This window comes from Streptococcus sp. CM6 (assembly GCF_000526095.1).
Taxonomy (GTDB): domain Bacteria; phylum Bacillota; class Bacilli; order Lactobacillales; family Streptococcaceae; genus Streptococcus; species Streptococcus oralis_BW.
This window is the reverse complement of the sequence record NZ_JATS01000006.1, coordinates 172,099-185,133: the sequence shown is the minus strand read 5'-3', so window position 1 is coordinate 185,133 and position 13,035 is coordinate 172,099. Positions and strand designations below refer to the sequence as shown.

Below are 13,035 nucleotides of genomic sequence, written 5' to 3'. Positions count from 1 at the left end.
ACATGAAAAAGAAACTTGAAGAAATGAGTTTAGAGTAACTCTGGCAACTTTTTCCGATTTTTTTAGTGGAGCACAAGTCAGAGTGGAAAGACTGGTATGAATTGGAAAAAGCAAATCTGAAAAAAATATTGTTTGCAAATGTTATTCAAAGAATAGAACATATCGGCAGCACTGCTATCCCTAATATTTGGGCTAAAAATATCGTTGATATTCTGTTAGAAGTAGGTAAAATAGAGGATTTAGCAAGAGTTAGGGATTTATTGGTGAAGAATGGTTGGCTAGTGATGTCGGAAAGTCCTAACAGGATTTCGCTAAATAAAGGATATACAGAGCAGGGATTTGCTGAAAAAGTTTTTCATCTACATTTGCGAATGACGGGAGATCATGACGAGATTTATTTTAGAGATTATCTCTGCCAGCATCCTGATATCGCCCAAGCGTATCAGGAATTAAAACTAAGTTTGTGGAAAAAATTTGAACACAACCGAGACGCCTATACAGATGCGAAAACGGATTTTATAAACCACTACGTTTCAGAGGTTAAGTCCAGTAATTTTCAAGAATCAGAAAAGTGTCATCAAAAAACTCTTGATAGGAGAAAGAATTGAGAAAATCATTTTACACTTGGCTCATGACTGAGCGCAATCCTAAAAGTAATAGCCCAAAAGCCATCTTGGCAGACCTCGCTTTTGAGGAGTCGGCCTTTCCAAAACACACAGATGATTTTGATGAGGTGAGTCGCTTTTTGGAGGAGCATGCCAGTTTCTCTTTTAACCTAGGAGACTTTGACGCTATCTGGCAAGAATACTTAGAACACTAGAGACAATGAGATGAGGCTAGTATTTTATTGTTCTCTTTGCTATAATAAAAAGAAATAAACGGATTAGAGAGGTTCTTTATTTGAAGGAACATTCAATAGACATTCAACTGAGTCATCCAGATGACTTGTTCCATCTTTTTGGTTCCAATGAGCGCCATCTTCGTTTGATGGAAGAAGAGCTCGATGTGGTGATTCATGCTCGTACGGAGATTGTGCAGGTTATCGGAGAAGAGTCTGCCTGTGAGGAAGCCCGTCAGGTTATTCAGGCTTTGATGGTCTTGGTGAATCGGGGGATGACAGTCGGCACACCAGATGTGGTCACTGCGATTGGCATGGTCAAAAATGATGAAATCGACAAGTTTGTCGCCCTTTACGAAGAAGAAATTATCAAGGACAATACAGGGAAGCCGATCCGTGTCAAAACCTTAGGTCAAAAGCTTTATGTGGACAGTGTCAAACAGCATGATGTGACCTTTGGAATCGGACCTGCAGGGACTGGGAAGACCTTTCTTGCAGTGACCTTGGCAGTGACAGCCCTTAAACGTGGGCAGGTCAAGCGAATTATCCTCACTCGACCAGCAGTGGAAGCAGGTGAGAGTCTAGGATTTCTTCCAGGCGATCTTAAGGAGAAGGTTGATCCTTATCTTCGACCAGTTTATGATGCCTTGTATCAGATTCTCGGCAAAGACCAAACGACTCGTCTCATGGAGCGTGAAATCATTGAAATCGCGCCCCTTGCGTACATGCGTGGTCGGACCTTGGACGATGCTTTTGTCATTCTCGATGAGGCACAAAATACGACCATCATGCAGATGAAGATGTTCCTGACTCGTTTAGGATTTAATTCGAAGATGATTGTCAATGGAGATATCAGCCAGATTGACCTGCCACGTAATGTTAAATCCGGTTTGATTGATGCTCAAGAAAAGCTCAAGAACATTCACCAAATCGACTTTGTTCATTTTTCAGCCAAGGATGTGGTTCGCCATCCAGTTGTCGCTCAGATTATCCGAGCTTATGAACCGGCTCCAGTTAAGGTTGAAGAAAAGAAACAAGAAACAGAATAGCAAAAAAAGCAGTTCAGATGTGAACTGCTTTTTTTAATGAGTGTCTAGTTTTAAACAAGTTCGTCGATAGACGTATAATCTTTATCGAGGCCTTGAGCAACTGGGAGGCTAGTTAAGTAACCTTTATAAGTGGTCACACCTTGACGCAAGCCCTCATCTTCAGAGATTGCATGTGCAAAACCTTTGTCAGCCAATGCTTCGATATAAGGAAGAGTGACATTGGTTAGGGCGATGGTTGAAGTACGAGCAACCGCACCAGGGATATTGGCAACGGCATAGTGGAGAACACCGTGTTTTTCATAGACAGGTTCATCGTGCGTTGTCACACGGTCAGCTGTCTCGATAACGCCACCTTGGTCAACGGCAACGTCAACAATGACAGAGCCTGGACGCATTTGTTTGACCATCTCATCTGTCACCAATTTTGGTGCTTTGGCACCAGGGATGAGAACCGCACCAATCACCACATCAGCATCTCTCACACTTGCTTCGATGTTGAATGAATTAGACATAAGAGTTTGGATTTGGTTTCCAAAGACTTCTTCTAGAGCTGAGAGACGCTTAGCACTGATATCTAAAATAGTTACTTGAGCACCAAGACCAAGGGCGATGCGGGCAGCATGTGTACCGACGACACCACCACCGATGATGGTTACTTTTCCTTTTGGAACACCTGGTACACCACCTAGTAGGACACCAGAACCACCAGCTTGCTTAGTAAGGAAGTGAGCTCCGATTTGAACAGCCATACGACCTGCAACCTCACTCATAGGAACGAGGAGTGGTAGTTGTCCTTGATTGTCACGAACAGTTTCATAGGCAATTCCTGTTGTTTTGGCTGCTAACATAGCACCTGCTAATTCTGGTGCAGCGGCCATGTGCAAGTAAGTGAAGAGGAGAAGATCATCGCGCAAATAACCGTATTCAGAAGCTAGTGGTTCTTTTACTTTCACGACTAATTCGGCTGCCCAGGCTTCAGCAGCAGTTGCGACAATCTCAGCTCCTTGCTTTTGATAGTCTGCATCAGTAAATCCTGAACCGAGACCAGCATTTGTTTCGATGAGAACACGATGTCCACGACTGACTAAACTGTGGACGCCAGCAGGAGTGAGGGCAACACGGTTTTCATTATTTTTAATTTCTTTTGGGATTCCGATTAACATAGAGATAACCTACCTTTCAATTGACGGTCTTGTTTTGGTTGTCACATTCCAGTTCATAAATCAAAAATGTGATGGTTTTATTGTATATGAAACCGCTTCAAAAATCAAGAAAAACTTGTCATCCAAATTTATTTATGCTAGACTAGTGAGAATCAAGCTCTAATGGAGGGAAAAGTATGGAATCAATATTTGTGAAATTTGCCCAGTACCCAACTATAGAAACGAAGCGTTTATTGCTCCGACCTGTAACCTTGGATGATGCAGAAGCTATGTTTGAGTATGCTTCAGACAGAGAAAATACACGATACACTTTTCCAACAAATCAAAGCTTAGAAGAAACTAAGAACAACATTGCTCAGTTTTACTTGTCTAATCCCTTGGGCCGTTGGGGAATCGAATTAAAAAGCAATGGTCAGTTTATTGGAACTATTGATTTGCACAAGATTGACCACATTCTCAAAAAAGCAGCTATTGGCTACATTATCAATAAAAAGTATTGGAATCAAGGATTGACGACAGAAGCCAATCGCGCCGTGATTGAGCTGGCTTTTGAGAAAGTTGGAATGAACAAGTTGACCGCTCTTCACGATAAGGATAATCCCGCATCAGGAAAGGTCATGGAGAAATCAGGTATGCGCTTTTCCCACGAAGAACCCTATGCTAGAATGGATAACAAAGAACCAGGTCGAATTATCACAAGGGTTCATTATGTCTTGACTAAGGAAGACTATTTTGCAAATAAATAAGCAGTTGAAAAGAAATTTTCGACTGTTTTTTCTTTCTCTTGCGAATAACTTAAGAGAGGAGAAAATATGGAAGCAATTATCGAGAAAATCAAAGAGTATAAAATCATTGTCATCTGTGCTGTTTTAGGCTTGGCCTTAGGCGGATTTTTCCTACTAAAGCCATCTACACAGACACCTGTGAAAGAAACAAACTTGCAAGCTGAAGTCTCGGCCGTTTCAAAGGATTCATCGTCTGAAAAGGAAGTCAAGAAGGAAGAAAAGGAAGAGTCTCCTGAACAAGATCTGATCACAGTGGATGTCAAAGGTGCTGTCAAATCGCCAGGGATTTATGATTTGCCAGTAGGAAGTCGAGTTCATGATGCCGTTCAGAAGGCGGGTGGATTGACAGAGGAAGCAGATAGTAAGTCGCTTAATCTAGCACAGAAAGTCAGTGACGAGGCTCTTGTCTATGTTCCAACTAAGGGAGAAGAATCAGCTAGTCAGCAGACTGCCTCTGGAACGACTCCTTCGTCAAGTAAAGAAAAGAAGATCAACCTAAATAAAGCTAGTCTGGAAGAACTCAAGCAGGTCAAAGGCTTGGGAGGAAAACGAGCCAAGGATATTATCGACCATCGTGAGGCAAATGGCAAGTTCAAGTCGGTTGATGAACTCAAGAAGGTCTCTGGCATTGGTGCCAAGACCATAGAAAAGTTAAAAGACTATGTTACAGTGGATTAAGAATTTCCCAATTCCCCTAATCTATCTGAGTTTTCTATTGCTCTGGCTTTACTATGCCATTTTTGGAGCGTCCTATCTCTCACTGCTAGGTTTTGTTTTTTTGCTTGTCTGTCTCTTTTTCCAATTTCCATGGAAATCTGCTGGAAAAGTTTTAGCGATTTGTGGAGTTTTCGGATTTTGGTTTTTGTTTCAAAACTGGCAACAGACACAAGCTAGTCAAAACCTAGTGGATTCTGTTGAAAGGGTACGAATTTTACCAGATACCATCAAAGTCAATGGAGACAGTCTGTCCTTTCGGGGCAAGGCTGAGGGCCGCACCTTCCAAGTTTACTATAAACTCCAGTCTGAGGAGGAGAAAGAGCTCTTTCAGACCTTAACAGACCTTCACGAGATAGAGCTAGAAGGAAAACTTTCAGAGCCTGAAGGGCAGAGAAATTTTGGTGGATTTGACTACCGAGCCTATCTGAAGACTCAGGGGATTTACCAGACACTGACTATCAAGAACATCCAGTCACTTAAAAAGGTTAACAGTTGGGATATAGGTGAAAATTTGTCGGCTTTACGTCGAAAGGCTGTAGTTTGGATCAAGACGCACTTTCCAGATCCTATGCGCAATTATATGACTGGGCTCTTGCTGGGATATTTGGACACAGACTTTGAGGAGATGAATGAGCTCTATTCCAGTCTTGGAATTATCCATCTCTTTGCCTTGTCGGGTATGCAGGTGGGCTTTTTCATGGATGCCTTTAAGAAACTCCTCTTGCAATTGGGCTTGACTCAAGAAAAGTTGAAGTGGCTAACTTATCCCTTTTCTCTTATCTATGCAGGTCTGACAGGATTTTCAGCTTCGGTCATTCGCAGTCTCTTGCAAAAGTTACTAGCCCAACATGGTGTTAAAGGTTTGGATAATTTTGCCTTGACGATCCTTGTCCTCTTTATCATCATGCCCAACTTTTTCTTGACAGCTGGAGGGGTCTTGTCCTGCGCTTATGCTTTTATCTTGACTATGACTAGCAAAGAAGGCGATGGGATCAAGGCTGTTGCCAGAGAAAGTCTGGTCATTTCTTTGGGAATATTGCCTATTCTATCCTTCTATTTTGCAGAATTTCAGCCTTGGTCTATCCTTTTGACCTTTGTCTTTTCCTTTCTGTTTGATGTGGTCTTCTTACCGCTTTTGTCCATCTTATTCATTCTGTCTTTTGTTTACCCAGTCACTCAGTTTAACTTTGTCTTTGAGTGGTTGGAGGGCGTCATTCGCTTGGTATCGCAGCTGGCAAGTAGGCCCCTGGTCTTTGGTCAACCCAACGCATGGCTGTTGATTCTACTGTTAATTTCCTTGGCAATACTGTATGATTTTAGGAAAAACATCAAAAGACTAGCAGGATTCAGTCTCTTTGTCGTAGGGCTCTTTTTCTTAATCAAGCATCCTCTGGAAAATGAAATTACCATGCTGGATGTAGGGCAGGGAGAAAGTATTTTCCTACGGGATGTAACTGGAAAAAACATTCTCATAGACGTGGGAGGCAAGGCAGAGTCTGATAAGAAAATTGAAAAATGGCAAGAAAAGGCGACGACCAGCAATGCCCAGAGAACCTTGATTCCCTATCTTAAAAGTCGAGGAGTAGACAAGATTGACCAGCTGGTTTTGACCAATACAGACAAGGAGCATGTTGGAGATTTGCTGGAGGTGACCAAGGCTTTCCATGTGGGCGAAATTTTAGTGTCAAAAGGAAGTTTGACACAGAATGAATTTGTGGCGAAACTAGAAGCAAGCCAAACCGAGGTGCGCAGTGTGGCAGCAGGGGAGAACTTGCCGATTTTTGGCAGTTACTTAGAAGTCCTATCTCCAAGGAAGATTGGAGATAGGAATCGTGATGATTCTCTGGTTCTTTATGGAAAACTCTTGGATAAGCATTTTCTCTTTACTGGAAACTTGGAGGAAAAAGGAGAGAAGGACTTGCTGAAGCAATATCCTGACTTAGAGGTGGATGTCTTGAAAGCAAGCCAACATGGTGCTAAAACATCATCCAATCCAGCTCTCCTAGAAAAAATCAAACCAGAAATTACTCTCATCTCAGTTGGAAGAAACAATCGTGCGAAACTTCCCCATCAGGAAACCTTGACACGAATGGAAAGTATCAAGAGTAAGATTTACAGAACTGACCAGCAAGGGGCTATCCGCTTTAAAGGATGGAATAGTTGGCGAATTGAAACGGTGCGATAAAATAGACAAAGTTTTTCGAAAAATTGACTTTTTATCTTGACAAGGAATAGAAAACTTGGTATCATATAAAAGTTGAGAAAAGCAGAAGTGAGAGCTTCTCGCCTTGTGACATCAAGTTGCCTGGCCCTACGGATGAAAAGTTTCTAAGAAACGCTATCATAACGTGCGGGCTTGTATCATTACGGGTCCGCTCTTGTTTTTCTCTAATAATAAAAAAGAGGTGAAAACCATAGCAAAGCAAGACTTATTCATCAATGATGAAATTCGTGTACGTGAAGTTCGCTTGATCGGTCTTGAGGGAGAACAGCTAGGCATCAAGCCACTCAGCGAAGCGCAAGCATTGGCTGATAGTGCAAATGTTGACTTAGTATTGATTCAACCCCAAGCAAAACCGCCTGTTGCTAAAATTATGGACTACGGTAAGTTCAAATTTGAGTATCAGAAAAAGCAAAAAGAACAACGTAAAAAACAAAGTGTTGTTACGGTGAAAGAAGTTCGTCTGAGTCCAACTATTGACAAGGGTGACTTTGACACAAAACTTCGCAATGCACGCAAGTTCCTTGAAAAAGGAAATAAAGTTAAGGTATCCATTCGCTTTAAAGGGCGTATGATCACCCATAAAGAGATTGGTGCAAAAGTTTTAGCCGAGTTTGCTGAAGCAACACAAGATATTGCAATCATCGAACAACGAGCTAAGATGGATGGACGCCAAATGTTCATGCAGTTGGCGCCAGCAACTGACAAAAAGTAATTGTCAGAAAGTTTAAATAAAGGAGAAAAAATCATGCCAAAACAAAAAACACACCGCGCATCAGCTAAACGTTTCAAACGTACAGGTTCTGGTGGACTTAAACGTTTCCGTGCTTACACTTCTCACCGTTTCCACGGAAAAACTAAGAAACAACGTCGTCATCTTCGTAAAGCATCTATGGTGCATTCAGGAGATTTCAAACGTATCAAAGCAATGCTTACTCGCTTGAAATAATAGCCTAACAGTAAGTAAACAATTCTAGGAAATATTTGGAGGAAATAAAACATGGCACGTGTTAAAGGTGGCGTTGTATCACGCAAACGTCGTAAACGTATTCTTAAATTAGCAAAAGGTTACTATGGAGCTAAACACATCTTGTTCCGTACTGCAAAAGAACAAGTAATGAACTCTTACTACTATGCATACCGTGACCGTCGTCAGAAAAAACGTGACTTCCGTAAATTGTGGATCACTCGTATCAATGCGGCAGCTCGTTTGAACGGACTTTCATACTCACAATTGATGCATGGTTTGAAATTGGCTGAAATCGAAGTTAACCGTAAAATGCTTGCTGATTTGGCTGTTAATGATGCAGCAGCTTTCACAGCTCTTGCAGATGCAGCTAAAGCAAAACTTGGTAAATAATAATTGATAAGACTGGAACAGGATTGTCCCAGTCTTTTTAAAAATAAAGGAGAATATATGGCTTCAAAAATGCTACACACTTGTTTGCGAGTAGAAAACCTTGAAAAATCAATCGCATTTTATCAAGATGCTTTTGGATTTAAAGAATTGCGTCGCAGAGATTTTCCAGATCATGCCTTCACGATTGTCTATCTAGGACTTGAGGGTGACGACTATGAGTTGGAATTGACTTATAACTACGATCACGGCCCTTATGTGGTGGGAGATGGTTTTGCACATATCGCCCTCAGTACACCTGACCTTGAAGCGCTTCATCAAGAGCACAGTGCAAAAGGATATGAAGTGACTGAGCCAAATGGTCTACCAGGAACTGCACCAAACTATTACTTTGTCAAGGATCCTGATGGCTACAAAGTCGAAGTGATTCGTGAAAAATAATCGAGTAATGTCAAGTAGAATGTTCGTTTTCTACTTGACTTTTTTTCTTTGAAAGGGTATACTAATACAAATTTAACCTTTAAGGGGAGTCCAGAGAGACTCACAAGGTGTCAGATAAAAGGGATAGGGGACTCTCTGTGGAGACTTTTTAAGTGTGCGCATGAGTTCTAGCCTAACCTAACTGAGGCCTTGCATTAGCAAGGCCTTTTCTTTATCTGGTCCCCTTAAATTTAAGGAGGAAAATCATGAATCCCACATGTAAGAAGCGTTTGGGTGCCATTCGTTTGGAAACCATGAAGGTGGTTGAACAGGAGGAAATTGCGCCAGCAATCTTTGAATTAGTTCTAGAAGGAGAAATGGTTGAAGCTATGCGAGCAGGCCAATTTCTACATCTACGTGTGCCTGATGATGCCCATCTCTTGCGCCGTCCTATTTCAATTTCGTCTATTGACAAGGCAAATAAGCAGTGTCATCTCATTTATCGGATAGAGGGTGCTGGAACCGCTATTTTTTCAACCTTAAGTCAGGGAGATACTCTTGATGTGATGGGGCCTCAGGGAAATGGTTTTGACTTGTCTGATTTAGACAATCAGAGCCAAGTTCTCCTCGTTGGTGGTGGGATCGGTGTTCCACCCTTGCTTGAGGTGGCTAAGGAATTGCATGCGCGTGGGGTGACAGTAGTGACAGTCCTCGGTTTTGCGACTAAGGATGCTGTTATTCTCGAAACCGAATTGGCCCAATATGGTCAGGTATTTGTAACGACAGATGATGGTTCTTATAGCATCAAGGGAAATGTTTCTGTTGTTATCAATGATTTAGGTAGTCAATTTGATGCGGTTTACTCATGTGGGGCACCTGGAATGATGAAGTACATCAATCAAACCTTTTATGACCACCCAAGAGCCTACCTATCTCTGGAATCTCGTATGGCTTGTGGGATGGGGGCTTGCTATGCCTGCGTTCTAAAAGTGCCAGATAGTGAGACTGTCAGTCAACGCGTCTGTGAAGATGGCCCTGTTTTCCGCACAGGAACAGTTGTGTTATAAGGAGAAAATGATGACTAAAAATCGTTTACAAGTTTCTCTTCCTGGTTTGGATTTGAAAAATCCAATTATACCAGCATCAGGCTGTTTTGGTTTTGGTCAGGAATATGCCAAGTACTATGATTTAGACCTTTTAGGCTCTATTATGATTAAGGCAACGACTCTAGAACCCCGTTTTGGCAATCCTACTCCAAGAGTTGCAGAGACGCCTGCTGGTATGCTCAATGCAATCGGCTTGCAAAATCCTGGTTTAGAAGCTGTTTTAGCTGAAAAGTTGCCTTGGCTGGAAAGAGAGTATCCTACGCTTCCCATCATCGCAAATGTTGCAGGCTTTTCAAAACAAGAGTACGCTGCTGTTTCTCGAGGAATTTCCAAGGCAGCAAATGTAAAAGCTATCGAGCTTAATATCTCTTGTCCGAATGTGGATCACGGCAATCATGGACTTTTGATTGGGCAAGATCCTGACTTGGCTTATGAAGTGGTAAAGGCAGCTGTGGAAGCCTCTGATGTGCCAGTCTATGTCAAGCTTACTCCTAGTGTAACAGATATTGTCACCGTCGCCAAAGCCGCAGAAGATGCAGGGGCAAGTGGCTTAACCATGATCAATACTCTAGTCGGTATGCGCTTTAACCTCAAAACTCGCAAACCAATCTTGGCCAATGGAACGGGTGGAATGTCTGGCCCAGCAGTCTTTCCAGTAGCCCTCAAACTCATCCGTCAAGTCGCCCAAACAACAGACCTTCCCATTATTGGAATGGGAGGAGTGGATTCGGCAGAAGCTGCTTTAGAAATGTATCTGGCTGGAGCGTCTGCCATCGGAGTTGGAACAGCCAACTTTACCAATCCTTATGCCTGTCCTGATATCATCGAACATTTACCAACAGTCATGGACAAATATGGCATTAGCAGCTTGGAAGATCTCCGTCAGGAAGTCAAAGCCAGTCTGAGATAAGCTAGACACTCCTTATCGTCAACAAGAAATAGAATCTTCATCAATTTGTAATATTTCCGTTGGTTAACTATGTTACAATAGGGTTTAGAAAACGTTATTGGAGCATTTAAATGAAACGATGGAAAGTGGCCCTAGTAAGTGCTGGCTTATTGGGGTGTTTTTTTACTGTAGTAGAAACAGCAAAAGCAGATGAAGGGACTTGGAAAGGAAAGACTTACCTCAAAGCTGATGGAAAACAAGTAACCAACCAATGGATCTTTGACCAAACGTATCAGAATTGGTTTTATCTTAAGGCTGATGGACAACGTGCAGAAAACGGATGGCTGACTGTTGGTGATAAGGATTACTATTTTAACGAAGCTGGAAAATTAGCTACAAAAACGTGGATTAACCAGTACTATGTAGCTGAAAGTGGTGCTAGGGTCAAGAATCAATGGGTGTTTGACCAAGAAAAACAATCCTGGTATTATCTCAAGTCTGATGGTCAGAAAGCTCAAAATGAGTGGATCCAACAAGGTCAGGAAAAATATTACCTTAAAGAAGATGGCAAGATGGCCAAAGATGAGTGGGTCACTCAAGGTGGGAACCAATACTACGTTAATTCTCAAGGTAAAATGCTGAAAAGTACTTGGCTTGGTAAGAACTATTTGTCAGAAAATGGTAATAAGGTCAAACAAGGTTGGATTTATGATGACAACTATAGCAGTTGGTTCTACATTCAACAAGATGGTACCTATGCTGAAAATGGCTGGCGAACCATAGACGGAAAGGACTACCATTTCAAATTTGGAGGCTATCTTTCTACCGAGCGCTGGATTGGCCACTTCTATGTTGCAAAGAGTGGAGCCAAACTGAAATCCGAATGGCTCTTTGATAAGAATTACGATTCTTGGTTTTACTTGAAAGCTGACGGAACCTATGCCGAAAAAGGCTGGGAAACGATTAAAGAAAAAGATTACCATTTCAAATCAGGCGGCTATCTTTCTACCGAGCGCTGGATAGATCGTTTCTATGTTGCGAAGAGTGGAGCTAAATTGAAATCGGAATGGCTCTTTGACAAGAATTATAACTCTTGGTTTTACTTGAAAGCTGACGGAACCTATGCTGAAAAAGGTTGGCAAACCATCAAAGGAAAGGATTACCATTTCAAATCTGGTGGCTACCTCTCTACGGAAACTTGGATTGACCGTAATTATGTGACAAGTAGTGGATCAAAAGCTGGTAAAGGATGGCTCTTTGATAAGAATTATAACTCATGGTTCTATATCAACTCTGATGGAAATTATGCCAATAAAGAATGGCTCTGGGATAATGGTTACTACTATCTCAAATCTGGTGGTTATATGGCTGCGAGTGAGTGGGTATGGTACAAGAATAACTGGTTCTACCTCAAGTCAAATGGAAAGATGGCTGAGAAAGAATTAATCTACGATTCATCCGACCAATCATGGTACTACCTTAAATCAGGCGGTTATATGGCAAAAAATGAAACTGTGGATGGTCATACCTTGGATGCTTCTGGTAGATGGCATGTTGCGGATAAAACCAAATATTACAAAGTTAAACCAATCACTGCCTATGTCTATAGTGCATCTGGAGAAATCTTGAGTTACATTAACCAAGGAAGCATTGTTTCACTGGATAGCTCGACGCGAAAAGGCGGCCGACTTGCAGTTTCGATTTCTGGCTTGTCTGGCTATATGAATCAAAGTGATTTGACAGCAGTAGATGAAGGTAGCGAGTTTATCCCTCATTATACTAGTGATGGGAAATTCCTCTACCATGAACTCTCTCCATATACGAGTATCAAAGTAGCTCCACACACCTCTGCTATGGTTATTGGTAAGAAGTACTACTCAACTGATGGAGAGCACTTTGATGGCTTTACCATTAAAAATCCTTTCCTCTATAAAAACTTAAGAGAACCAAGTAATTATAGTGCAGCTGAATTGGATAAACTGTATTCGATGATGAACTTGCAGGATAGTCCTCTAGCAGGTAAAGGAGCGACTTTCAAAGAAGCTGAGGAACGCTACGGTGTCAATGCCCTTTACTTGATGGCACATAGCGCTCTTGAAAGTGCGTGGGGACGTAGTCAAATTGCCAGAGATAAGAACAACTTCTTTGGTATTGCTGCTTATGATACTAGCCCATATCTCTCAGCCAAGAGTTTTGATAATGTGGATAAAGGAATCCTTGGAGCGGCCAAGTGGATTCGTGAAAATTACATTGACTACGGCAGAGACCACCTTGGAAATAAAGCAACCGGAATGAATGTTCGCTATGCTTCTGATCCATACTGGGGTGAGAAGATAGCCAGTATCATGATGACCATTAACAGCAAACTTGGTGGGAAAGACTAATCAAAAGAAATCAACGGTAACTACTGAGAAGTGGTTATCGTTTTTGTTTTAAACATTGGAGGAGAAATAGTATAATAACAGTCTCTTTATTCTTGAACAATTAACA

The 13,035-nt window shown here is 41.8% G+C and carries 14 protein-coding genes and 1 other annotated feature; of the genes, 13 read left to right on the top strand and 1 reads right to left on the bottom strand.

The features are described from left to right. The first annotated feature begins 56 nt into the window (after window positions 1–56). The 3 genes from HMPREF1516_RS02195 to HMPREF1516_RS02185 all read left to right on the top strand — a co-directional run bounded on the left by HMPREF1516_RS02195 (window position 57) and on the right by HMPREF1516_RS02185 (window position 1,887). Window positions 57–608 carry a GrpB family protein gene (locus tag HMPREF1516_RS02195; protein WP_232216675.1) on the top strand — a complete coding sequence of 184 codons (552 nt, stop codon included), beginning with the start codon at window positions 57–59 and terminating at the stop codon, window positions 606–608. Then, on the top strand, window positions 605–820 hold the full coding sequence (locus tag HMPREF1516_RS02190; protein WP_001232084.1) for a YozE family protein: 216 nt from the start codon (window positions 605–607) through the stop codon (window positions 818–820). The genes HMPREF1516_RS02195 and HMPREF1516_RS02190 overlap by 4 nt, the downstream gene beginning before the upstream one ends. An 80-nt stretch (window positions 821–900) precedes the next feature. Then, the gene (locus HMPREF1516_RS02185; protein ID WP_000658166.1) at window positions 901–1,887 is read left to right on the top strand and encodes a PhoH family protein; all 987 of its coding nucleotides are present in this window, start codon (window positions 901–903) and stop codon (window positions 1,885–1,887) included. A 50-nt stretch (window positions 1,888–1,937) separates the two neighbouring features. Here the strand turns inward: HMPREF1516_RS02185 and ald are convergent, their stop codons facing one another. Beyond that, a complete protein-coding gene (gene ald / locus HMPREF1516_RS02180; RefSeq protein WP_000904700.1) occupies window positions 1,938–3,050 on the bottom strand; it encodes an alanine dehydrogenase in 1,113 nt (370 codons plus the stop codon). Between the two features lie 176 nt (window positions 3,051–3,226). Between ald and HMPREF1516_RS02175 the strand changes: the two genes are divergently transcribed. The 10 genes from HMPREF1516_RS02175 to HMPREF1516_RS02130 all read left to right on the top strand — a co-directional run bounded on the left by HMPREF1516_RS02175 (window position 3,227) and on the right by HMPREF1516_RS02130 (window position 12,929). After that, complete coding sequence (locus tag HMPREF1516_RS02175; protein WP_000443763.1) at window positions 3,227–3,796, top strand: GNAT family N-acetyltransferase; 570 nt, start codon at window positions 3,227–3,229, stop codon at window positions 3,794–3,796. Window positions 3,797–3,862: 66 nt separating this feature from the next. Continuing rightward, window positions 3,863–4,513 carry a helix-hairpin-helix domain-containing protein gene (locus tag HMPREF1516_RS02170; protein WP_000387319.1) on the top strand — a complete coding sequence of 217 codons (651 nt, stop codon included), beginning with the start codon at window positions 3,863–3,865 and terminating at the stop codon, window positions 4,511–4,513. Continuing rightward, a complete protein-coding gene (locus tag HMPREF1516_RS02165) occupies window positions 4,497–6,737 on the top strand; it encodes a DNA internalization-related competence protein ComEC/Rec2 (RefSeq protein WP_033605693.1) in 2,241 nt (746 codons plus the stop codon). The genes HMPREF1516_RS02170 and HMPREF1516_RS02165 overlap by 17 nt, the downstream gene beginning before the upstream one ends. 73 nt (window positions 6,738–6,810) lie before the next feature. Next, window positions 6,811–6,942: a sequence feature (ribosomal protein L20 leader region), on the top strand. A 15-nt stretch (window positions 6,943–6,957) separates the two neighbouring features. Beyond that, window positions 6,958–7,488 (top strand): translation initiation factor IF-3, encoded by a 531-nt coding sequence (gene infC / locus HMPREF1516_RS02160; RefSeq protein WP_000848184.1) that lies wholly within the window; start codon window positions 6,958–6,960, stop codon window positions 7,486–7,488. Window positions 7,489–7,521: 33 nt separating this feature from the next. Then, window positions 7,522–7,722 (top strand): 50S ribosomal protein L35, encoded by a 201-nt coding sequence (rpmI, locus tag HMPREF1516_RS02155; protein ID WP_001125942.1) that lies wholly within the window; start codon window positions 7,522–7,524, stop codon window positions 7,720–7,722. Between the two features lie 51 nt (window positions 7,723–7,773). Next, complete coding sequence (gene rplT / locus HMPREF1516_RS02150) at window positions 7,774–8,133, top strand: 50S ribosomal protein L20 (RefSeq protein ID WP_000124830.1); 360 nt, start codon at window positions 7,774–7,776, stop codon at window positions 8,131–8,133. A gap of 57 nt (window positions 8,134–8,190) precedes the next feature. Continuing rightward, the gene (gene gloA / locus HMPREF1516_RS02145; RefSeq protein ID WP_000157153.1) at window positions 8,191–8,571 is read left to right on the top strand and encodes a lactoylglutathione lyase; all 381 of its coding nucleotides are present in this window, start codon (window positions 8,191–8,193) and stop codon (window positions 8,569–8,571) included. Window positions 8,572–8,816: 245 nt separating this feature from the next. Next, complete coding sequence (locus tag HMPREF1516_RS02140; protein ID WP_001070094.1) at window positions 8,817–9,617, top strand: dihydroorotate dehydrogenase electron transfer subunit; 801 nt, start codon at window positions 8,817–8,819, stop codon at window positions 9,615–9,617. Continuing rightward, window positions 9,580–10,566, top strand: a complete 987-nt coding sequence (locus HMPREF1516_RS02135) for a dihydroorotate dehydrogenase (RefSeq protein WP_198014358.1) — start codon at window positions 9,580–9,582, stop codon at window positions 10,564–10,566. The genes HMPREF1516_RS02140 and HMPREF1516_RS02135 overlap by 38 nt, the downstream gene beginning before the upstream one ends. A 110-nt stretch (window positions 10,567–10,676) precedes the next feature. Further along, window positions 10,677–12,929, top strand: coding sequence for a glucosaminidase domain-containing protein (locus HMPREF1516_RS02130; RefSeq protein ID WP_033605692.1), 2,253 nt, complete (start codon window positions 10,677–10,679; stop codon window positions 12,927–12,929). The last annotated feature ends 106 nt before the right edge of the window (window positions 12,930–13,035 follow it).

What these genes read in the sequence shown, in the direction of transcription:
- ald (WP_000904700.1), bottom strand. Translation starts at nt 3,050, where the DNA reads ATGTTAATCGGAATCCCAAAAGAAATTAAAAATAATGAAAACCGTGTT.
- HMPREF1516_RS02175 (WP_000443763.1), top strand. Translation starts at nt 3,227, where the DNA reads ATGGAATCAATATTTGTGAAATTTGCCCAGTACCCAACTATAGAAACG.
- HMPREF1516_RS02170 (WP_000387319.1), top strand. Translation starts at nt 3,863, where the DNA reads ATGGAAGCAATTATCGAGAAAATCAAAGAGTATAAAATCATTGTCATC.
- HMPREF1516_RS02165 (WP_033605693.1), top strand. Translation starts at nt 4,497, where the DNA reads ATGTTACAGTGGATTAAGAATTTCCCAATTCCCCTAATCTATCTGAGT.
- rpmI (WP_001125942.1), top strand. Translation starts at nt 7,522, where the DNA reads ATGCCAAAACAAAAAACACACCGCGCATCAGCTAAACGTTTCAAACGT.
- rplT (WP_000124830.1), top strand. Translation starts at nt 7,774, where the DNA reads ATGGCACGTGTTAAAGGTGGCGTTGTATCACGCAAACGTCGTAAACGT.
- gloA (WP_000157153.1), top strand. Translation starts at nt 8,191, where the DNA reads ATGGCTTCAAAAATGCTACACACTTGTTTGCGAGTAGAAAACCTTGAA.
- HMPREF1516_RS02140 (WP_001070094.1), top strand. Translation starts at nt 8,817, where the DNA reads ATGAATCCCACATGTAAGAAGCGTTTGGGTGCCATTCGTTTGGAAACC.
- HMPREF1516_RS02135 (WP_198014358.1), top strand. Translation starts at nt 9,580, where the DNA reads ATGGCCCTGTTTTCCGCACAGGAACAGTTGTGTTATAAGGAGAAAATG.
- HMPREF1516_RS02130 (WP_033605692.1), top strand. Translation starts at nt 10,677, where the DNA reads ATGAAACGATGGAAAGTGGCCCTAGTAAGTGCTGGCTTATTGGGGTGT.